The organism is Thalassovita litoralis (assembly GCF_900182725.1).
Taxonomy (GTDB): Bacteria; Pseudomonadota; Alphaproteobacteria; order Rhodobacterales; family Rhodobacteraceae; genus Thalassobius; species Thalassobius litoralis.
The window spans coordinates 1-20,938 of record NZ_FXTO01000048.1 but is presented as its reverse complement, the minus strand read 5'-3'; the positions used below and the strand labels follow the sequence as shown (position 1 = coordinate 20,938).

Genomic DNA, 20,938 nt, shown 5'->3' with positions numbered 1-20,938 from the left:
CCTGGAGACGAAGCTATGAGTTTCCGGTGGTTCATCCCCCCACCATCGGACGGCATCCCGGCAGGGGGCTTCTCGCCTACCTTCCTGATCCCTTGCCGGGGTGCTGAATGTTCTGGTCCGGTCGTGAATGGGGGTTCTGCCCCCAAACAAATCAGCCATAAGAACTTCCTTTCTTGGCTGGTGGCGGATTTCAGCGAGGGTCCAATTTCGCTGGCGTCCGCGTGGTGCCGCACTTTTCTCAAGGGGGCGGTTTCCCCGGTCGGGGCGATGTTGTCGCATCGTCCCGGCCATATAATCCCACTCACGCGGAATGTGCTTTCGTTGCTCATGGTTTATTTTTGCCTGGGTTTTGCGGCCCGTGAGCCTGTTGGAGCGCGGATCGTATGACCCAGAACCGTTCCACCGCCGTCATGCAGCGCCGCCATGAGCCGCATAAGTCGCTGGACGATTTCCCGACGCCACCCTGGGCCACGCGGGCGCTATGCGATTTTCTTGTGACACAAGGGCATCAGCTACGCGGGATGTCTTGTCGCGAACCTGCTGCCAACCGGGGTCACATGGTGCGCCCATTGTCGGAGTATTTCGGGTCTGTCGTGGCATCAGATGTCCACGATTATGGCGTTGGGTTTCCGGTGCGTGATTACCTGTTCGGTCCGGTGGAAAGCACGGATTGGACTGTGACAAACCCGCCATTCCGGTTGGCTGAACAATTCATCCAGCGTGCGCTGGAAGTCAGCGACAGCGGTGTCGCCGTGATCGTGCGGGCTGCGTTTCTGGAGGGGCAGGGGCGCTATGACCGCTTGTATGCACGCACTCCACCCAGCGACATCCTGCAATTCACGGAACGCGTCGTGATGCACAAGGGGTGGCTGTCCCCGGATGGTAGCACGGCCACAGCCTATGCCTGGCTGGTCTGGGATAAGTCCGCCCACCCTGCGCTCGGTCCACGGTTTCACTGGATTGCGCCTTGTCGGAAGCGGCTGGAAAAAGAGGAGGATTATCTGTGATGGATATACGGATTTCTGGTAGCCGCGCCGATGGGTGCAATTCGAACTCTGGTGGCCGCCCGCTGGCCCTGCGGCGGATCTGCGGTGTCTGCCGCCATTTCACGGGTCACAATATCCGAGACATCGGTGGCTGTGCACATTTCGGCTATGGCGAGGTGCCTGGCACGATCAGTGCCGGGGATTGCGACATCTGGGAACGGCACACAGTTGCGCCGGGCGAAACTAAGGTGACGCGCCCCACGCTGCCGGGCGGGCTGACTACCACCAAGGTCAAGGCCCCGCGCAAGCCGCCGCAGCGCAATCCCAACGCTGTTCCTCAGGCAGATCGCCTGCGGCAATATCCGCTGCTGGCAAAAGAAGGCCTGACCCTGCCGCAGGCGGCGGAACGTCTGGGCGTGGGGCGGGCCACCATAGTGCGCGATCTGGGTGAGCGCGGTCTGCGCTGGACGGTGCTGCGGGATGGCGACAAGGCCGCACCTGCCGCCACGCTGGATGACGTGGCGCGGGCGGTCGCGCAGGTCTGGGGGCTGGATGCGGCGCAACTGCTGGGGCGGGGTGGTGATGGCGTCGGAAATGCGCGGGCGGTGGCCTATGCGCTGTCGCAGGATTTGACCGGTCTCAGTTCGTCCAGGATCGGGGAGTTTTATGCAGGCAGGCACGGCAAGACCATTCTGGCGGGAGCTGATCGCGCCCGGGACAAGCTGTTCGAAAAATATGCCGATCAGGTGCGCCGGGTGCGCGATCTGATCGCGGCGCAGTATCTGAAAGGGGCCGCATGATGACGCAGACCATATCGATGCAGGATGTCTTGGAGGTGGTTGCGGACCATTTCGGCGTCAGCCTGGAGGTGCTGATCGGACGTTGTCGGGATTGGGAAATCTGCGCGGTGCGGCACATCGCCTTCGGTCTGGGTCGGGAACTGACGGGCCAAAGCCTGCCGCAAATCGGGCGCTATTTTGGGCGCGATCATACAACAGTTCTGAGCGGTTTACGGCGATATGAAGTGGTGCTGGCAGTCGAGCATGACGGACTGATTGACGAAATACGACAGCGCATCATCGCCAGATCGCGCGCGGTATTCGTGCGCAATGAGCGACGGGCGGTGTTTCGCAGTGTGCGGAGGGTGGCGTGATGAAACTTGGTACGTGCGGAGGATGCAAATTCTGGGATGGCCATGACGCAAGTATCCCACATGGGCGTTGCCGTCGCCATGCGCCGCGCCCGGCGATAGGAGAAGTCGGAGTAGAGAGTATGTCTGGCGATTATCTGGCACCTGTATGGCCAGAAACACTCCCGTTTGAATTCTGCGGGGAGTGGGAGGCGAAGCAATGACGAGTAGCAGCTGCAATCTGCGAGTCGTCAATAAGGATGACAAGCCTGTTTATCCAATCCCGTATGGCGAGCGCCTTGCATCGCATTCCTTTTTTCCGTTCCACTATGATCGTTTCTTGAACTCTGATTTCATCTTGGATGGCGCTGAATGGGATGTTCAGGCAGTGGCGCTGACCCTGTGGTGCAAATCGCAATATCAGAACCCTGTTGGCACGCTGCCTGATGATGACCAAAAGTTGGCCGCGCTGGTAGGGGTGTCGTCCGACGAATGGGCAAAGTTCAAGCGGCGTGTTCCATCACCAATGCACGGATGGAAGCCTTGTTTCGTGCAGGACCGCGATGGCAAGCTGCGTGATGATAAGGGGCCGCGTCTGATGCATGACGTAGTGGCTGAGGTCGCTTACGAGGCGTTGGGTTTCAAAGAAAAGAACGCAGAAAAGAATCTTGCGGACAAAGAGCGGCAAGCTCTGACGCGATTGAGAAAAGTTGTTGCCTCATTGGGTAACGAGCGTCTGTCGAAAGACGAAATGTACATCGTGATGCTGCATCAGTGGCTTGATGAAAACTACCCAACTGGCTACCGCACTTCGCCTCGCGTCGTTGAGGGAATGCATGCCTTGGGCACTCGCAAAATGTGAACGCCAAATGTGTCCATTTCTGTCCGTGTGACACTTTTGGACAGAATCGTGACACTTCGGATCAGAATGTGTGGACTGTAGAAAGGAACACACAACACAAAGAATAAAAAAGGAAAGTTCGGTTGGCGTGCTAATTTTGACGGTTTGGCCTGTGGATAAGTCTTGGATGGGCTGAGAAAGGAGATTGTGATGAGCGATGACGACATGACCGAAACCAAGCGCGGGCGGGTAAGGCGGCTGCTGTTGGAGCCTTTGCAGGATCTCGGTTTTCGTTTCAAGAAGGGCACCCCGGATGATGTTGCATCGCGGCGGTTGGCGGCGCTGTGCGATGACATGGCCTATCTCTCGGATGAAGCGCTGCGGCGTGTGGCGCTGGCGATGCGAGACAAGGGGGAGGGGTCGGCTCGATGTTTCTGGCCTGAGCGCGCAACATTCATAGCCTTTGCCCAGATGGCACAGCCGCGCCCTATCGAGGATATGCCGGGCATGGCGTCGTGGTTTGCCAGTGCGGCGGGATCGGCGGCGCAGGAACAGGATCGGTTGGTGGCTGAATATCGTTGGTGGCGGGTCAAGCATCGCCCGCCGATGAATGATGGTGAGCGGCGGCGGATATCCGAGCGCGCTGCGCAGTGGCGGAGTCAGGCTGAAAGGTTCCGTGATCGTCTTATGCGCGGTGTCGTTTTGGATCAGCAGGATCAGGGGTGGCTGGCGGCCTATGACGCGGACCACGCAGCGGCGCTGGCTCTGGTTCAAAGGGGGCAGGCGGCATGACAAAGCAGGAGCGGGGTATGATGGCAGGGCAGCAGGTAAGGGGTTTGGGTGCCAAGAAGATAATCAGCATTCATGCCTTGCTGGAATGGGCGTTTCGGCGTGAGTGTGCCCGGCTGGACTTTGCAGAGGATGGGGAAAGCATACTGGGCTATGGCTATGCGTCCATGACAGCAATGATCCTGCGGCATGAGCAGCTGGGGTGTCGGATCGATGGTGGTGGGCGTAGTGAGCCGCATCCGGATGCCGATGCTGTGGCGGCTGCTGTGTCAGCTCTGCCAGAAGCACGGGGCGGACGGCGCATGGCGGTGTGGATTGCCGAGTTGGCGCGGGCCGGGGCGGTGCCGGATTGGATGCCGGATGCTGCGCCTCGGGTATATCCAGTCGAAACTCATACGAACCGTTATGGTATCCGTGCCAAGACTGAAGATGCAGCGCGCTTGGGTGCACATGGGTGGCCTATGCAATCCCGTCGCAACCGTAAGGGGCAGATTGTGCAAGAGGCGGTGCTGTTCTGCCCCGTTTCTGTGCGGCCCACCGTTGCTGATATAGCGCGTGCGCGACGGTCATATCTTGATTGGTGGGGGGCTTTGCATGAGCTGCGCTGTTCATTCCAGATATACAGTGGGCTGAGCTCATTCGATGTGAGCTGTGAAATGCCTCCGCGAGCACCTTGGTTAAAAAATGTTGACGGTGAACTTCTAGGGGGCTAGACATTCAACCAGCTTCCGAATTGCGCCCGGCGAGGACTGATCCTCCGCCGGGCGTTTTCGTGTCTGGGCGATGCCTTGCCTTGGGGCTGCGGGTCCTTCCGGGGTTCAGGCGTATACGGTGCGGCAGAGGCCGGAGGTTTTGCCCCGCTAAACGTCGCAGAAAGCCTAAACTAAGACAGCTAAACAACTATACCCCCCTAAATCAGGAGGAAAATATTCTCATGGTCGGACTGACAGCAACGCAGTTGGCGGAAGAGCTGGGTTTGACCAAGGGGCGTGTCAGCCAGCTGGTCGCGGCGGGAAGGTTGGATGGATGTTTCTCTGGGGATGGACGGGGCCGCCGGTTCGATCTTCAGGCCTGTGTTTCCCTGCTCGGTCGCAATCTCGATGCCGGACAAATGCTTGGAAACGGGGCGTCCACTAAACGCCGCCTATCGGAGTTGCAGAGCGGGGCGGGCGACACTGAACCGGCTGAATTTGTTCCGCGTTCTGGGACGGAATTACACCCGAAGGATTCGGATCGATATGAACTCGCCCGCATTCAGAAGGTTGAGGAGGAAGCACGCCGACTGCGCCGCGCCAACGCTGAGGCAGAGGGAACCGTTGTGCTGGCCTCCGCAGTGCGCAGACAGGTCACGCAACAGATTGGTCAAGAGATTGCGGAGTTTGAAACAGTGATGCGCGAAGCTGCCCGACAAATGGCAGATCGTTTCGGAGTGGATTATCGGGCCGCGCGTCAGGTTCTTGTGGAGGCTTGGCGGGCTCATCGCGGTACGCGGCAGGCAAAACTGAGCGAGCGAGCAAGCACGACAGAAATGTCGGATGCGGAACAAGAGGCAAATTTCTGATGGGTTTTCTGGCGGCGGCAGAGAGAATTGTGGCTGAGGCTCTCTCAGCCGCGATGGCCCCGCCGCCGCGGCCCGATATTACGCGTTGGTGTGAGGAAAACATCGTCTTCGATGAGCGTTCGCCTCTTCCTGGACCGTTTCGGATTGATCGCTTTCCGTTCCTCAAGGAGATTCATGAGGTTCTGTCGCCCGAGCATCCAGCGCGGGAAGTGACCATTCGGGGTTCTGCGCAATGGGGTAAGACGGTTTCGATTGTGAACCCGGTGGTTGGTGCCTGGCATGAGTTTGGGCCATTGGACAGCCTTGTGGTGCATCCCACGACAAGTGCCGCAACGGAGTGGGCTGACAACAAGTGGCTCCCCATGCGTCGGCAGGCTCCAAGCCTTCGGAGGATATTCGGCGAGGGGCGTGGCGATCACAAGGACGCTAAGTTCAATCAGGAAACTCTGGCCCGGAATGGGTCGCTGAAAATCACCAGCGCGGGTTCGCCTGATGACCTTGCCGGGACGTCACGGCGTCTTGTGGTCATGGACGATGTCGCAAAATTCGAGATGACCCCAAAGGGTGATCCTGAAGCATTGGCGGAAAGCCGTGCATCCGGATTTGAGGATGCAAAGGTATTGCGGGTTTCGACACCGCAGATCAAAGGGACCTGCAGGATATCCCGGGCCTATGACCGGAGTGATCGCCGCCTTTTTCATGTGCCATGTCCGCATTGCGGGCATGAGGCCCCTCTGACTTGGGAGAATTTCAGGAAAAACCTGAATCCCGAGCGATTGAACGCAGCGTGTTTCAGCTGTGATCAGTGCGGAGGTGTTATTGAGCATGCCGACAAGGAACGGATCGTGTCCCAAGGACGCTGGGTTGCGCATAATCCGGCGGGGGATCATCCGGGTTTTCATCTTTGGAGGGCATATGCCCCCCAGCGAGACTGGGTTTCGATTGCGGTGGATTATGCGCGTGCCATGGGGTGGACGGCGGTCCGGGCGAGTGGCGAAGCGGAGGGGGCGGTTGCTGACAAGGTCGAGGCGGAGACGGAGCAGACCTTTTTTAATGATGTGCTGGGTTTACCGTTTGAGCAGGCCAGCAAGGGGCCCGATTGGGAGCTGTTGCGGGATCGCGTGGAGAATGCGCCCGAGGTAGAGGGCCGACCACGTGGCGTGGTGCCGTCACGTGGTGTTATCCTGACCGCCGGTGTGGACTGTCAGGGGGATCGCACCGAAGTTCACGTTGTTGCCTTTGGTGAGCACTATCGCCGTTGGGTGGTGGATTACATCGTGATTCCACATCACATCGGTGACGATGCCGGGCGTTTGGCGCTCGATGCGTTGCTGAAAACCAGTTGGCGGACGGAGTTGGGGCTTCGCCTGCCGCTCGACATGATGGCGATTGATGGTGGCACATATACCGAAGATGTCTGGTCTTATGCCCGGCGCTGGCCGTGGTCACGGGTGATCATCGTCAAGGGGGCCTCAACCCAGAATGGCCCGATCATGGCGCCTATGAAATTTGAGCGTCGCAATGATGGGCAGGCCAAACGGCGTCAGAAACGGGCATTCATGCTGAATGTCAGTCAGTTGAAGGCCGATTTTTACACGTGGCTGGACAAGGACGATCCAGTTGAGCGCGGGTATTGCGATTTTCCGCTGGGGTTGGGTGATGAGTATTACCGACAGATTACCTCCGAGATCCGTGTTCTGAAACGTAGCCGAACCGGGGTGGTGACGAGCTCTTGGGAACTGGCGGAGCCCACGCGCCGAAACGAGGGTCTGGACACGATGAACTATGCCGAAGCGGCGGCCCGTCGCAAAGGATGGACCGCCCTGACGGCTGAAGAGTGGGATGCGCTCGGTGCAGAACGGTCGGCTCCCGCCCCGGACTCTCAGGGCGATCTGTTCGAGCAAAGCGTACGCGCAGTGGCACCGCCACAGCCCGTACTCCCCCAGCGCGGACTGCGCGGGCAAGTGAGGTAAGATGACAGCGATTGATTATGATGCCCGCCTGACACTGATTCAGGCGGCGATCACGGCTATTCTGGAAGGCAAAGTCCAGAGCTACGACTATGAGGGCCTGTCGGTCACGCGTCTGGATCTGGATTGGCTGAGCCGGGAAGAGGAGCGGCTGATTGCTAAGCTGAACCGCCGCAATCGTGGTGGGGTCTTCCGGACGGCGGTGCCGCGATGAGTGGTCGCGCTGAATTGACCGCCCTCGATCGCGTTGTGGGCTGGCTTTCACCGGTTGCCGGACTGCGACGGGTTCAGGCACGTGCCGCCTATGCCAAGGTTTCCGGATATATCGGGGCACGCCGGGATCGCAGTTCGATGCGCAGCTGGAACACCCAAGGGGCCAGTGCCGATGCGGATACGCTTCCGGACCTGGACACGTTGCGGGCCCGGTCTCGTGATCTGGTGCGTAACGATCCGCTGGCTCAAAGCGCCATCGCAACGAAGGTTGTGAATGTGGTCGGTACCGGCCACGTGGTCCGTCCGGAAATCGACCATGAGCGCCTTGGGATATCCCGGGATCAGGCAGATGAATGGGAGGGGCTGGCGCTCGATATCTGGACGAACTGGGCGGAGAGTCCGGATTGTGATGTCACGCGGACGCAAACTTTTGCCGAGCTTGAGGATTTGATGTACCGCTCCCGGCTTCTTTCCGGAGACGTGCTGGCGATCCGCAGGTTCCGCCCGCGCAAGGGGCGGCTGCTCGCGACCTGCCTGCAGGTGGTTGAGGCTGACCGGCTGTCGAATCCAAACTGGCAGCCTGACAGCGCGACCTTGGCAGGCGGTATCGCACTGGATGAAGACGGGGCCCCGACGCATTATCATTTTGCCAATCGTCATGCGATTGATCGGCACCGGCAGGGGGCAGTGTCGTGGCAGACTATCCCGGCTTATGACCGCGTCGGGGACAAGCTGGTGCTCCATGTGCATGGGGTGCGGTGGCGTCCTGACATGTCACGATATGCGCCGCTGCTTGCGCCGGTGATTGAATCTCTGAAGCAGCGGTCGCGGTATTCCGAGGCGGAACTGATGGCTGCGGTGGTCAGTGCCTGTTTTACAATCGGTTTGCGATCAGAGGATGGAGACCTCGGGGCGCAGCTCGGTGCCACTAATGCAGCATCCGGCCAGTCCAAGGGGGCGGCTCCGATCAATATCGTGGAGCCGGGCCAAATCTTCGACATCTTGCCTAATGAGGAGGTGAAGGGCTTCACCCCGGGACGCCCCAATCCACAGTTTTCCCCATTCATTGATGCGATCGCGCAGGAGATCGGGACGGGCACCGATTTGCCCTATGAGCTGCTGATGAAGAAGTTTCAGGCCAGCTACTCGGCCAGCCGGGCCGCTCTTGAAATGGCATGGCAGTTTTTCCGGACGGATCGCAAGCTGCATGTCACCCAGTTCTGCAAGCCTGTTTATGCAGATGTGATTGCTGAGGCCATTGCGCGTGGCCGCCTGAAAGCTCCGGGGTTCTTTGCAGATCCGCTGATCCGAAGTGCCTGGCTGAGTGCGGAATGGATGGGCCCGGCGCGCCCGACCATCGATCCGACGAAAGACGCGGATGCGGACGCCAAATATCTGGACATGGGGGCCACCTCATTGACCCGCATCACGGCGGAACGGTTCGGTGCGGATTTCCGGTCAGTGCGGCGCAGACGGTCTCAGGATGGCAGTGACGGTTACAGCAGCAAGCCAAATCCTGCCCCGGGTAGCACGGCAAAGCAGGATGCCGAAGACGACGATAATGACAATGATCTGGAGACTGAATGATGCTTGTGGATCGATCCAGCCGCATCTGGGCCCTGCGTCAGGATGAAATGATGATCGCGGATGCGATTTCGCAACGCGGCCAGCTGCGGGAAGCCGCCGCTGTCTCTGAGGGGGAGCGCCTGAAAGGGTCTGATTTTGCCCGGGTTCACGCCGGTGTCGCAGTCATTCCCGTGCGGGGCATGCTCATGCGGCAGATGTCGTGGTGGTTCTGGTCCTATCAGGAGATCATGCGCGACATCCAGCTTGCGCAGGAAAGTCGCCTGGTGAGCAGCATTGTATTGGATGTCGACAGCCCCGGAGGTCTGGTTGCGGGCTGTGCTGATTGCGCCGCGTTCATCGCTGAGAGTGGACCCAAGCCGATTGAGGCGTTTGTTGGCGGGCTGTGCGCTTCTGCTGCCTATTGGCTTTCCAGCGCCGCCGATCGCATCGTTTTAGGATCCGGCTCGACTGTCGGGTCGATCGGCGCAGTGATCGAATACGTGGATCTTGAGCCGATGTTCGAAAAGATGGGTGCGCGCATCGTTCGGGTGGTCTCTGGCGACAGCCCAAACAAGCGCCTTGATCCCGACAGCGAGGCCGGGCGGGCGGAAATGCAGGCTCTGGTCGATGCGAGCTGCGGTGAGTTCGTGGCCAGCGTGGCATCGGGTCGGGGCGTAACAGACGCCGAGGTTCTGGAGCGTTTCGGTCAGGGCCTTGTGTTCGATGCCGATGCGGCGATCAGCCGGGGCATGGCCGATGCGCGTGGCACCCTCAACAGTCTTGTCGCGGAGATGGCGGACCGCGATGCAGTTCAAGCGGATACCGCCCCCGCAGCACAGGAGACCCAAGAGATGAATTGGGAAGACATCAGTGCGGCCCAGCTGCGAGAGCATCGGGCCGATATTGTGAGCGAAATCGAGGCCTCTGCGACAGCAGGCGCGGATCAGCAGATCCAGCAGGCCGTCGAGGCGGAGCGGGCCCGGATTGCCGCAATCGATGAGATCGCGGTTGATGGGCATGATGAGCTGGTTGCCCGCGCCCGCGCGACCGGCTGGGCGGCAGAAAAGCTCGCGCTGGAAATCGTCAAGGCGGACAAGGCTTCGGGCAGCCACTATCTGGCCAGTCGTCAGGATGGCGATGCGGGGGCCGCTGTCGCCCCGGCGGATCCTGCGCCCGCAACTTCGCAGACCGGTTCGATTGAAGACCAGGCCAAGGCGTCCTGGGATAAGGATGCCGATTTGCGCGCCGAATTCAGCGGCAACTACAATGCCTATCTGGCGTTCATGAAGGCGCAGGACAGCGGGCAAGCCCGCATTTACAGCCGCGCGTAACCGCGCCGCCCGATCGGGGCGGGAAGCATCCGCAGAAGGATGACCGCGCCACTATCCCACAACAAGGAGTACTGAAATGACCACGCTTTCCGTGGACAAATCTCGTGCCTACCAGCTTGGTAATCACGAGGAATACCCCGCCATCGCCGCAGACATCATCTATGAAGGTGCTGCGGTTGGCGAAAACGGGTCGGGGTATTCCCGCCCATTGCAGGCTGGCGATCCCTTCCAGGGGTTTTGCCTGGAGACAGCCGATAACGCTGCTGGTTCTGCTGGTGATATCCGGGTTCGTGTCGTGACCAAGGGTCGGATCGAACTGCCGGTCACAGCTGCTGCAATCACGACCAACGACCGGGCCCCGGTCTATGCCTCCGATGACGACACCTTCACCCTGACGCGCGGCACCAACTCGCTGATCGGTTTTGTGTCCCGCTGGGTCTCGACCGGGGTGGCTGTTGTCGAATTCGATGCAGCCCTGGCGGCGGCGCATGAAAGCGCCATCGCAATCGCAACGGCCTGAAACGGCCCTTAAGGAGTAACGGATATGTCCAGGAACAAGGGGCTGTCATCGCGCGCCATTATTGGCAATTTCTACATGGCGCTGGAAGCAGCCGTGGCAGCATCGTGGGTGGGTGACATCTCGATGTATTTTGAGACCGATCAGGAATCGGAGACTTACAAGTGGCTGGGTATGGCCCCGGCCATGCGTGAATGGGTCGGTGGCCGTCATGCGAAGGGCTTCCGCGAAAACGGCATCACGATCGAGAACAAGAAGTTCGAAGCCACACTGGAAGTTCCGGTGGACTGGATGCGCCGCGACAAGACTGGCCAGATCATGGTGCGCGTGAATGAGCTGGCCGGACGGACTGTGACGCATTGGCAGAGCCTGCTGTCTGCGAATATTGCGGGCGGGGAAACGGCTGTCTGCTACGACGGGCAGTATTTCTTCGACACCGATCACAGCGAAGGCCAGAGCGGGACGCAGTCCAACAGCATCACGGTCGATATTTCGGCGGTGCCGGCCCAACTGCATGGTACGACAAGCCTGCCATCGCCTGAAGAAATCCGGGCGATGGTGCTGAAGGGTGTCGAGCAGATCCTCGGCTTCAAAGACGATCAGGGCGAGCCGATGAACGAAATGGCCCGGACCTTCCTGGTGATGGTGCCGACGGCATGGTTCACCACGGCAGCGGCGGCGCTGAACAACCCGGTTGTCGGCGGGGGTGATACCAACGTGATGACCAATCTCGATGGCTACACCTTCCGTCTGGCCGTCAATCCGCGTCTGAGCTGGACGGACAAGCTGTCCGTGATGCGCACCGACGGTTCGGTCAAGCCCTTCATCCGGCAGGAAGAGGAGGGTGTGACCGTGAAGGCCATCGCCGAGGGCTCCGAGCTCGAATTCAACGAGGACAAGCATCACTATGGGGTCAAAGCCATCCGGAATACCGGTCATGGCTATTGGCAACATGCGTGTTTGCTGCAGGCGGTGTGACCATGAAGCGGGTCACAGTGATTGCAGCAGCCGGTGCCACGGTTCGTGGCCCGGCGCGTCTCCGCCTCACCCGGGATCAGCACGCCTTGCGCGTGCTGGTTCTGGGGGGGAAGTTTCCGCGTGGCGGTGTGGTTGAGCTTGATGGCGATCAGGCGCTGACCTTCAAACGCGGAGAGAGCTTCGATCTGGAGCAACCGTCCGGGCGTCTGAACCGGGCGCTGCTCGAGTTTGAAGAGGATCAGCCTGTCGTCGACGCTGATCCAGCCCCGTCCGGGGGCGGGCAGGGTTCTGCCCCGCCTGATCTGACAGGGGCCGCGCCCGGCGTTCCCGGGCAAGACGGGGCCGGGCAGGGTGGTTGATATCTCTGGCGATCTCGCCGCGATCTTCGGGGATCATGGCGAGTTCGCAAAATCAGCCCTCTATATCCCGTCAGGGTTTGACGCTTTTCCGATCCGTCTGGTGCCGTTTCGCGCGGATCGTGATGTCCGGCATGGGGCCTCGCGCTTCATGACAGAGGGATTTTCGTTTCGGGTGCGTGTCAGCGAACTTGCCATGCCGAATGTCGGAGACCGGCTTCAGTTTGAGGATGATATCTACGTCATACAGGACGGGTTCCGGCGGGATGAGCAGCGCAAGTGGTGGGTCATGGAGGCCGTCGCAGAATGCGTGTAAAATTCGATATCCCCTTTGATCCTGAGGCGGTGTTCACAGAGGAATATCTGCTTGGGGCAAAGGCTGTGACGCGCGCCATGCGGATGGCGCAGCAGGATCTGAAAGAGGGTTGGCGCTCCCAGATCCGGAAAATGGGGACCGGAGACCGGTTGGCCAAAACGGTTCGGGGGGTATCATTCCCGGCGGGGAGCGCTGTGAGTATGGGTGCTGCGTCTGTTGTCTGGACCAAGGCACCGGAAATTGTGTCAGCGCATAACAGCGGTGCATTGATCCAGTCGAGCGATGGGTTCTATCTGGCGATCCCCACACCGGCAGCAGGGCTTGGGCGTTGGGGGCGCAAGATGACGCCCCTCACCTGGGAGCGCCGCAACAATCTGCCTTTGCGGTTTGTGTATCGCAAGGGCAAGCCGTCCCTTCTTGTGGCCGACCATGCGCGCATCGATTCAAAGCAGCGCGCCCGGCGCAAAGGCGGTCGCCGCCGCAAGTCCGATGGCATTCTGAGCGGGGAGCAAACCGTTCCGATTTTTATTCTGGTACCGCAGGTGCGCCTGAGGAAGCGATACGACCTGGATCAGGAAACGCGCCGCGTGTTCGGCACGATCTCGGGTCGCATCCGGGCATATTGGGGGGACTGATGGCCAGCAGACTTGAAGCCATCCTCTCCGCGCTGATGGTGAAGCTTGAGCGAGGCATGGGCCTGAAGGTCCTGCGCAATTCACCTCTGCCCACATTCGGGCCGACCGGGGTGCTTATCTTGCATGATGGCGATCCGGGCGATCCGGAGGTGACCATGTCGCCCTTGCTGTATCACTATATCCATGAAGCGGAACTGGATGTGTTCACTCAGGGTGAGAACCGGCAGGCCCGCTTTGAAGAAATCAAGACCGGACTGGCGGCGCTTCTGGATGAGGACCGCACGCTGGGAGGTCTGTGTGACTGGATCGAGGCCGGCGCACCGGTCCCGGAAGACATCCACACTCAGGGCGCGGCGGTGGTTAAGTCTGCCGCCATTGCCCTCCGGATTCATTACGCAACGCCGGATCCTCTGATCTGAACTAAAGGAGACTGACATGTCACGAGCACAAGGGGCCCGGTCGCATTGTGCGCTGGCCTTCGAGTCCAGTTATGGCACCTCCCCGCTGAGCGGGTTTCATCGGATGCCATTTGCCAGAAACTCGCTGGGCAGCGGCCAGCCGCTTCTGGAGAATGAATTGCTGGGGTATGGGCGCGACCCGATCGATCCCAGTCAGGATGTCGTGACCGTCGATGGCACATTGGTTGTCCCGATTGATCTGCAGTCCTGGGGGGTCTGGTTGAAGGCCACATTCGGGGCAGCCACCACAACCGAGGATACCGGGGTCTATACCCATGTGTTTAAGTCGGGCGGTTGGGTTCTGCCGAGCCTTTCGATCGAAAAGGGCATGCCTGAGGTGCCGCAGTTCAGCATGAGCCGTGGCTGCATGGTGAACCGGCTGAACTGGACAATGCAGCGCAGCGGGCATCTTCAGGCCAATGTCGATCTGATCGGGCAGGGGGAGGTCGATGCGACCACGTCGCAGGCTGGGACGCTGAGTGATTGGGAGATCACGCGGTTCGGGCAGTTTAACGGGTCTATCAGCCGTGACGGGTCGGCGCTGGCCAATGTCGTGAATGCCGAGATCAGCTACACCAACAATCTGGATGCGGTGGAAACGATCCGTGACGATGGTCTGATCGATGGTATCGATCCCTCTATGGCCGGATTGTCGGGGCGGATCACACTGCGCTTTGCCTCGACCGCTTTGCTGGATCAGGCCACCAACGGTACCGCCTGCGCGCTGAAGTTTGAGCTCACGCGCTCGGCCAGTCAGAAATTCCAGCTCGACGTGCCGCGTGTGTTCCTGCCGCGTCCAAAGATCAACATTGAAGGCCCCAATGGCATTCAGGCGACCTTCGACTGGCAGGCGGCGCAGCAGACGGATGGCGGCGCCATGTGCACAGCCACCCTTATCAACGATGTGAGTACCTACTGATGCTGAAGCTGAACCTGCAAAACAAACCATACAATATCGACCTGATGGCTGGCGTCTCCGTGACGGTCATTCCGATGACCTCCACTATGATGCTGGAATTGCTGCAAGCCTCTCGCCAAGACGGAAATGGCGACGAAGCTGCGGAGGATAGTGTGACATTTGCTAAACGCATCGGGCGCCGGGTCATTCAGTCTTGGTCTGGTATCTTTTCTTCGGACGGAAAGACCCCTGTTCCCGTTTCAGACGAAACTGTAAATGCATTGTTCGATTTTTATCCCGCGTTCCGGGTATTTCAGAGCAGTTATATCGCTCCTGCTTTTCTCCTGGCCGAAGAGGGAAACGGCTCTTCGTCCTCGCCGAATGGCACTACGGCGGGGGCGGGGAATACTGCGAAGGGTGCTCGGGGATCTGCGAAGACTGCCCGGGGCAAGAAAAGCCGCTGACATTTGAGGGGCGTCAGGTCTGGGATCTGGCGCAACGCCTGCGCGGGCAGAGACGGCATGTGGACGGCGGTTATGTGGTCGGGTTTGACTTCAACGCCGCCTTCACCATGGCGGCGGCTCTCGGGATTTGTCCGATTGCGGTGGCTGAACTCCTGCCTGTTATCGAACGGGCAATGGTGAACAAGATCAATGAGATCATAAAGGCGATGCGATGAGCAAAGAGTTCAAAATCCGCATGTCTGCGGATGGTGCGGAATTGGTCAAGCGCGACTTTGTCGATGTCGGTCAGACCGGCAAGGCTGCCTTGATGGGGATTTCGCAGGCCAACAAGGATGCCCGGAAAAGCGCTGCCGTCTTTGATGCGATGATTGATGAGCAGCAGAAGTCCTTCCAAAATCTGCGCGCATCATTGGACCCGACCTTTGCGAGCATGATGAAGTTTCAGCGTATTCAGGAGCAGGTCAATCAGGCGATGCAGGCTGGTATAGCTACCCAAGACGAAGCCCAAGATATCATGGCGTTGGCGCGTAGGCAGATCGGCGACTTCGACGGTGCCTTGCGCGGAGCTGGAACTGCAGCCGACAGTAGCACCTACATCTACAAAAACCTTGCCTATCAGTTGAATCAGGTTGGCCAGCAAGGGGCCGTGACAGGTGATTTTGTAGGTGCTCTTGCTATCCAAATTCCGGATATTCTTGCGGGGTTCGGCAGTCTTTCTCTGGTGGTGGCCGGTGGTGCGGCCGCCTTGGGGGCAGCATTTTTGCCTGCGCTCATGGACACAACCGAAGAAAGTAAAAAAGCAAAAGAGCAGATTAAGGCTGTAGCAGAGGCGATCGGTGGCGTTGAGGACATGACGCGCGATGCGACTGAACAGCTAAAGCTGATGCAAACCGGCCTAAGGACTGTTCAGGAACTTCGCGTTCAGGATGAAATAGATCGACTGACCGCCGAGCGGAATCGCTTGAAATCTCAGATCGCCGGGAATGTTGCTCCCGGTCCGGTGTTAAATGTAATGCGTCAGGAGACTAAAGAGATTCAGGCTCAGGTCGACGCTCTGGAAGAAAAAATCAGCAAGCTTCGAGAGGCAAATGATGCGCTGGAAGACGCCCGCATCCAAAAAGAGATTGATGCAGGGTTCATGGCGGTCGCTCAGGCGCAGACAACACTGAATGCACAAACCTCAGCATATATCGATGATATGGCAGTTGTCTTTCAGACAACGCGCGACTTGCGTGAAGAGCTTGGCGATGCAGCCTTCGAGGCTTTGCGCCTGAGCGGCGTCGATCTTGAGAAGGGTGTCGATGCGGCGGCGAAGGCAGCTGCTCGCCTCGCTGGTGATCTGGGTGTTTCCCTTCAAGCCGCGTATGGCATCATCTATGCTCGCAATCAAACACTCAGCAGGCAAGCTGGCGGACGCGGAGGTGACCCGAGGCGTTTTGATTCCGATGGACGGTTTTCAAATGTTCGGGATTTCGTGCCAACCCGGGAAACAATACAAGCCGCCAATAAGATCATGAATCCGGGAGGAGGGCGGGGCGGCGGTCAAAGCGAGGCCGAGAAAGCTCACAACAAACTGCTGCGCGAGGCCGAGAGGATTTATGAAGAAACCCGGACGGCTGCGGAACGCTATGCGGATGAGCTCGAGCAGCTCGAAGAAATCCGTAAGCTCGGCGGAAAATACGAGGAAGCCTATCAGCGCGCGATCAAGCAGACGCGGGAGGAATATCTCGGTACCGCAGAAGCGGCCCGGTACTTTTCCGACGAATTGGGCAATGGGCTGATCGACGCCATCATGCAGGCCAAGGATCTGGACGATGTGATGCGCGACCTCACGGCGTCGATCGCAAGAGCGGTCCTGCAGGCAACTCTGCTGGGTGACGGGCCTCTGTCGGGTATTTTTGGCACCAAGGAAAGCGGCGGGCTGCTCGGCAGTATCTTCAAGTCTTTCGATGGCGGGGGATATACCGGCGCGGGATCGAGAACCGGCGGCCTGGACGGCAAGGGAGGGTTCATGGCGATGCTCCACCCCAATGAAACGGTGATTGATCATGCCAAGGGGATTTCTGCCGCATCCTCCGGGCGGGTTGAGGTGGTGGCGCGCGTGGAAAACGGCAACATCGTACAAACAATCGAAAGCGTGTCAGGGCGTGTCGCGGCACACATCTCGGATGCCCGGATCCGGCAATACGATCGGCATGAGCTGCCATCCAGCGTGAAGCGGATCAATGATGATCCCTATGCGGTTGGTGCCTGATGGCGGCGCTGACTTTCCCCCTTTCGGTGGCATCGTTTTTCGGAAAGCTGCGGGTGCAGGACGTCCGGTTTCAGGATGCCGAGCCTCAGCAGGTGGACCGCACCGCCAATGGTACGGTCCTGAAGGCCTCGCTGGGCGAGCCCGTCTGGCGCGGTACGGTTCGGCTGGCCAATGACGCCAATTTCCATCGGGGCGCAGAAACCGAAGCGCTGCTTTCACTGGCCAGCCGCGCGGGGGCGTCGTTTCTGATATACGATCCGCGCAAGTCCTTTCCCAAACTTGACCCCACCGGGTCCATCCTCGGGGCAACGGTGCCGAGCTTGTCAGCGATCGACGCAGACCGCCGCAGGCTCAGCCTGTCAGGCTTGCCTTCTGGATACACCATGAGCCCGGGGGATTTGCTGGGCTGGCAATATGGCTCGTCTCCGGTGCGATATGCCTATCACCGGATCGTGGTCGGGGCTGTGGCTAACGGAAGCGGCAATACGGGGCTGATGGAAGTGACCCCGACCATACCTGTTGCGGCGACGGCGGGGGCTGCTGTGTCGCTGATCCGGCCTGTCATGAAGGCCGTCATGCAGCCAGACCCTGATTATGGCGGCGGGGGTCGGCGTGGCGTGCTGGGCGCGTCTTTCGGGTTTTCGCAAACATTGAGGTAACCATGCGAGATTACAGTATCGCCGAGGGCAGCTATCTGGCTGACCTCGGGGCGGTCGTTGTGCGCCTGCTGGTCTGGATCGAGGCCCGGAACCGCAGCACCGGGCTGGTGGAGGCGACGGGGTTCTGGACCGGCCAAGACGTGCGCAGCTTCAGCATTGGCGGGGTGAGCCGGACATATTACGGGGCCGGTGGTCTGCTCGGCATTGAGCCGATCCGCGCCAGCGTGGGGCTGAGCGTGCGTATGCACAAGCTGTCCTTGTCGCGTGTGCCTGCCGAAGTGCAGAACCTGATCCATGGCTATGATGCCCGGCTCGCTCCGGTCGAGGTTCACCGTGCGCTGTTTCACCCCGCGACCAGGGCGCTGATCTCCGAGCCGCACAGGATCCTCAAAGGAACCGTTGAGGAGATGCCGGTGCCGCGTGCGGTCGAAAACACCGAAGCCGCCATGTCGATTACCGTCGCCAGTGCCGCACGATCTCTGACCCGCGCTCTCACTGTCCGTAAATCTGACGCCGCTCAACGCGCCGTCAACTCAGATGACCGGGGCCGGGAATATGCCGCCACCTCCGGAGCGGTGGGCGTGTTCTGGAACCAGATGGAAAACCGGGGCAGCCCGCCGCCAACGGCCCCTGCAACTGCAACCCTGGAAGACACGAAGGACAAAGGATGACGCGCGCCGAATTGCTGACCGCCTATCTTGAAGCTGCGCGCCATCGCCGGTTCCGGCCCGGATCGCATGATTGCGCTCTCTTTATTGCTGGCTGGGTCCGGCGCGTGACCGGCATCGATCACGCTGAGGGTTGGCGGGGCCGGTACCGCAGCCTGAAACGGGGCCAGACCCTTCTGCGCGATATTGGATTTGAGGATCATGTGGCGCTTGTGGCCTCGCTATTAGAGGAAACCCCGCCCGCTCGCGCCAGAAACGGCGACATCGCCCTGATGAACGGGCATGCGCTTGGGATTCTGAGTGCGGAACGTGTCTTCGTTCTGCATCCCGATGGGCTCGGCAGCGTCACGCGGCTGCAGGCAGAAAGGGCGTTCCGGGTATGAGATCGCTGCTGATTTTTCTTCTGCTGTTGCCGTCAGTCGCCCATGCTGAGCCGGTTTCCAGCGCTATTTTCACTTGGCTGGCGAGTTCTGGAGTGGCCGTTGGTACGGCCACTGCGATTGCGTCGTTCGTCACCCGGGCGCTGACGGCTGTTGTCACGACGCTGGCCAACCAGATGCTCCAGAAAAAAGTGGGCATCAATGATCGTGGCATCCAGACCGAGCAGACCACGACCGGCGATGTCACGCCCCAGAAATTCGTGGTCGGGCGGTATGCGGTCGAAGGCCATGCGGTTGCCCCAGCCTATTCCCACGGCAAGAACAATCGCTACCTCACCTATATCATCGAAGTGTCGAACCTGCCTGTGGTGGGGTTGTCGGAGCGGGTTGCAATCAACGGGAATTGGACCGCCATCGATACGACCCCGGCCAATCAGCATGCGGAATATGGCTCTCCCCTGACGGGCCTGCAAAATGAAGGCGAGGATCGCGGCTGGATCCGGTTTTATGATGGCACGCAGGCCACAGCCGACGCGATGCTGGTCGACAAATACAGCACTCACCCCAATCGCCCCTGGACCACGGATCACGTCCTGGAGGGGTCCGCCTATGCGGTGCTTACCTTCCTCTTCGATCGCGAAGTGTTTTCCGGCTTGCCGTCGGTCCGGTTCGAAATCGACGGCATTCGCCTCTACGATCCCCGCGAAGACAGCACGGTTGGCGGATCCGGCGTGCAGCGCTGGTCAAACCCTGCGACATGGACATTCACGAAGAACCCTCAGGTGATCAACTACAACATCCTGCGGGGCATCACGCTGGCAACTGGTGATGTCTATGGCGGACAGGTGCCCGCCAGCGATTTGCCGCTCGACAGCTGGTTTGCTGCGATGAACGAATGTGATGAGCTGATCGGGGATCGGGTGCAATTCGAGGCGGGCTTTGAAATCGACGTCAGCATTGAGCCGCTGCAGATCATTACGGAAATGAACCGCGCCAGCTTCGCCCAGATCAGTGAGTTCGGCGGGATATTCCGGCCCCGCGTCGGCGCCCCGGCATCGCCGGTGCTCAGCCTGACAGATGGTGACATTTTAATCACCCGCGCCGCAGACCTGACACCGTTTCCCGGACTCGCCAAAACCAACAATGCCATCACCGGCACATATGTCGAACCCAATGATCTCTATCAGGGGCGCAGCTCCGATCCGATCTATAACACGACTTGGGAGGCCGATGATGGTGGACGGCGTCTGACCATGGATATGGGGCTGCCTGCCGTGGTCAATAAGAGCCAATGTCAGCACTTGCTGAACAGCTATGTGCGCGACAACCGCCGTTTTATCACCCATCGCCTGCCATTGCCGCCCAGCTTTGCTGCCCTTGAGCCCCTGGATACCATCAGTTGGACCAGTGCGCAGAACGGCTATACCAGCAAAGTATTCGAAGTGGTGGAGATCGAGGACCAGCTCACCACGCTGGTGCAGATGGTTGTGGTGCGTGAACGCGAAGCCGGGGATGTGGCATGGTCCTCTGGGCAGGATGTTCCATCACCCACAGACCGAACAGGCATACCGACGCCGGATCTGATCGGGGTATCTCTGGCCGTGGCTGAAGCTGTGAGGTTTTTCCGCAATGAAGCCCAGACCGTGGTGGTTCTGACCACATCTGTCACCGATGATGGCGTCGTCGATCAGATCGAAGTGGAATACAAACGCTCCGCCGACAGCGACTGGATCCCGCTGGGCCGGGGTGGCGTTGGCGAATTTATCGTGCCCGACCTTATTCCGGCGACCTATGATTTCCGGGCGCGCCCGATCACCACCTCCGGACTGCCCGGTCCCTGGGACACGGAAACGGGTTTCACGGTGGATTTTCTGGAGGATTATCGGTCGGTCTGGAATGGCCGGTTTGCGTCTGGTGATTTTACCGGCTGGCAGCTGGAGATCTATGACGGGTCTCTGGGCGGGTTCGA

General features: G+C 59.7%; 25 protein-coding genes. All 25 read left to right on the top strand.

Annotated features, from left to right (window positions below; genetic code table 11):
• The first annotated feature begins 383 nt into the window (after window positions 1–383).
• Window positions 384–1,007 (top strand): methyltransferase, encoded by a 624-nt coding sequence (locus FN828_RS19405; protein WP_142494977.1) that lies wholly within the window; start codon window positions 384–386, stop codon window positions 1,005–1,007.
• Window positions 1,007–1,786, top strand: coding sequence for a hypothetical protein (locus FN828_RS19400; protein WP_142494976.1), 780 nt, complete (start codon window positions 1,007–1,009; stop codon window positions 1,784–1,786). Before FN828_RS19405 ends, FN828_RS19400 begins: the two co-directional genes overlap by 1 nt.
• Window positions 1,783–2,139 (top strand): helix-turn-helix domain-containing protein, encoded by a 357-nt coding sequence (locus FN828_RS19395; protein ID WP_142494975.1) that lies wholly within the window; start codon window positions 1,783–1,785, stop codon window positions 2,137–2,139. Before FN828_RS19400 ends, FN828_RS19395 begins: the two co-directional genes overlap by 4 nt.
• A gap of 196 nt (window positions 2,140–2,335) precedes the next feature.
• Window positions 2,336–2,977: a DUF1376 domain-containing protein gene (locus FN828_RS19390; protein ID WP_142494974.1), complete on the top strand. Its 642-nt coding sequence runs from the start codon at window positions 2,336–2,338 to the stop codon at window positions 2,975–2,977.
• Window positions 2,978–3,166: 189 nt separating this feature from the next.
• A complete protein-coding gene (locus FN828_RS19385; RefSeq protein WP_142494973.1) occupies window positions 3,167–3,748 on the top strand; it encodes a hypothetical protein in 582 nt (193 codons plus the stop codon).
• The gene (locus FN828_RS19380; protein WP_142494972.1) at window positions 3,745–4,458 is read left to right on the top strand and encodes a hypothetical protein; all 714 of its coding nucleotides are present in this window, start codon (window positions 3,745–3,747) and stop codon (window positions 4,456–4,458) included. Before FN828_RS19385 ends, FN828_RS19380 begins: the two co-directional genes overlap by 4 nt.
• A 221-nt stretch (window positions 4,459–4,679) precedes the next feature.
• Window positions 4,680–5,306, top strand: a complete 627-nt coding sequence (locus FN828_RS19375; protein WP_142494971.1) for a hypothetical protein — start codon at window positions 4,680–4,682, stop codon at window positions 5,304–5,306.
• Window positions 5,306–7,279 carry a phage terminase large subunit family protein gene (locus tag FN828_RS19370; RefSeq protein WP_142494970.1) on the top strand — a complete coding sequence of 658 codons (1,974 nt, stop codon included), beginning with the start codon at window positions 5,306–5,308 and terminating at the stop codon, window positions 7,277–7,279. The genes FN828_RS19375 and FN828_RS19370 overlap by 1 nt, the downstream gene beginning before the upstream one ends.
• A 1-nt stretch (window position 7,280) precedes the next feature.
• Complete coding sequence (locus tag FN828_RS19365) at window positions 7,281–7,490, top strand: hypothetical protein (protein ID WP_142494969.1); 210 nt, start codon at window positions 7,281–7,283, stop codon at window positions 7,488–7,490.
• Window positions 7,487–9,076: a phage portal protein gene (locus FN828_RS19360; RefSeq protein WP_142494968.1), complete on the top strand. Its 1,590-nt coding sequence runs from the start codon at window positions 7,487–7,489 to the stop codon at window positions 9,074–9,076. Before FN828_RS19365 ends, FN828_RS19360 begins: the two co-directional genes overlap by 4 nt.
• Window positions 9,073–10,386 carry a S49 family peptidase gene (locus FN828_RS19355; RefSeq protein ID WP_142494967.1) on the top strand — a complete coding sequence of 438 codons (1,314 nt, stop codon included), beginning with the start codon at window positions 9,073–9,075 and terminating at the stop codon, window positions 10,384–10,386. The genes FN828_RS19360 and FN828_RS19355 overlap by 4 nt, the downstream gene beginning before the upstream one ends.
• 76 nt (window positions 10,387–10,462) lie before the next feature.
• Window positions 10,463–10,906: a cytoplasmic protein gene (locus FN828_RS19350; protein ID WP_142494966.1), complete on the top strand. Its 444-nt coding sequence runs from the start codon at window positions 10,463–10,465 to the stop codon at window positions 10,904–10,906.
• A gap of 24 nt (window positions 10,907–10,930) precedes the next feature.
• Window positions 10,931–11,881, top strand: coding sequence for a Mu-like prophage major head subunit gpT family protein (locus FN828_RS19345; RefSeq protein ID WP_142494965.1), 951 nt, complete (start codon window positions 10,931–10,933; stop codon window positions 11,879–11,881).
• Between the two features lie 2 nt (window positions 11,882–11,883).
• Window positions 11,884–12,240 (top strand): hypothetical protein, encoded by a 357-nt coding sequence (locus FN828_RS19340; protein ID WP_142494964.1) that lies wholly within the window; start codon window positions 11,884–11,886, stop codon window positions 12,238–12,240.
• A complete protein-coding gene (locus tag FN828_RS19335) occupies window positions 12,233–12,553 on the top strand; it encodes a head-tail joining protein (RefSeq protein ID WP_142494963.1) in 321 nt (106 codons plus the stop codon). The genes FN828_RS19340 and FN828_RS19335 overlap by 8 nt, the downstream gene beginning before the upstream one ends.
• Window positions 12,544–13,188: a DUF6441 family protein gene (locus FN828_RS19330; RefSeq protein WP_142494962.1), complete on the top strand. Its 645-nt coding sequence runs from the start codon at window positions 12,544–12,546 to the stop codon at window positions 13,186–13,188. Before FN828_RS19335 ends, FN828_RS19330 begins: the two co-directional genes overlap by 10 nt.
• Entirely contained in the window at window positions 13,188–13,607 is a 420-nt protein-coding gene (locus FN828_RS19325) for an acyl-CoA transferase (protein WP_142494961.1), read from the top strand. The genes FN828_RS19330 and FN828_RS19325 overlap by 1 nt, the downstream gene beginning before the upstream one ends.
• Window positions 13,608–13,623: 16 nt before the next feature.
• A complete protein-coding gene (locus FN828_RS19320) occupies window positions 13,624–14,565 on the top strand; it encodes a phage tail tube protein (RefSeq protein WP_142494960.1) in 942 nt (313 codons plus the stop codon).
• On the top strand, window positions 14,565–15,008 hold the full coding sequence (locus tag FN828_RS20690; RefSeq protein WP_185959098.1) for a hypothetical protein: 444 nt from the start codon (window positions 14,565–14,567) through the stop codon (window positions 15,006–15,008). The genes FN828_RS19320 and FN828_RS20690 overlap by 1 nt, the downstream gene beginning before the upstream one ends.
• Before the next feature lie 59 nt (window positions 15,009–15,067).
• Window positions 15,068–15,223, top strand: a complete 156-nt coding sequence (locus FN828_RS19315) for a DUF7697 family protein (protein WP_235891541.1) — start codon at window positions 15,068–15,070, stop codon at window positions 15,221–15,223.
• Window positions 15,220–17,262, top strand: coding sequence for a hypothetical protein (locus tag FN828_RS19310; protein WP_142494959.1), 2,043 nt, complete (start codon window positions 15,220–15,222; stop codon window positions 17,260–17,262). The genes FN828_RS19315 and FN828_RS19310 overlap by 4 nt, the downstream gene beginning before the upstream one ends.
• Window positions 17,262–17,921 (top strand): hypothetical protein, encoded by a 660-nt coding sequence (locus FN828_RS19305; protein WP_142494958.1) that lies wholly within the window; start codon window positions 17,262–17,264, stop codon window positions 17,919–17,921. Before FN828_RS19310 ends, FN828_RS19305 begins: the two co-directional genes overlap by 1 nt.
• Before the next feature lie 2 nt (window positions 17,922–17,923).
• The gene (locus FN828_RS19300) at window positions 17,924–18,592 is read left to right on the top strand and encodes a hypothetical protein (protein ID WP_142494957.1); all 669 of its coding nucleotides are present in this window, start codon (window positions 17,924–17,926) and stop codon (window positions 18,590–18,592) included.
• Window positions 18,589–18,972 carry a DUF6950 family protein gene (locus FN828_RS19295; RefSeq protein WP_142494956.1) on the top strand — a complete coding sequence of 128 codons (384 nt, stop codon included), beginning with the start codon at window positions 18,589–18,591 and terminating at the stop codon, window positions 18,970–18,972. The genes FN828_RS19300 and FN828_RS19295 overlap by 4 nt, the downstream gene beginning before the upstream one ends.
• The coding region (locus FN828_RS19290) for a phage tail protein (protein WP_235891540.1) at window positions 18,969–20,938 on the top strand (1,970 nt) is incomplete at its 3' end. The genes FN828_RS19295 and FN828_RS19290, both read left to right, overlap by 4 nt.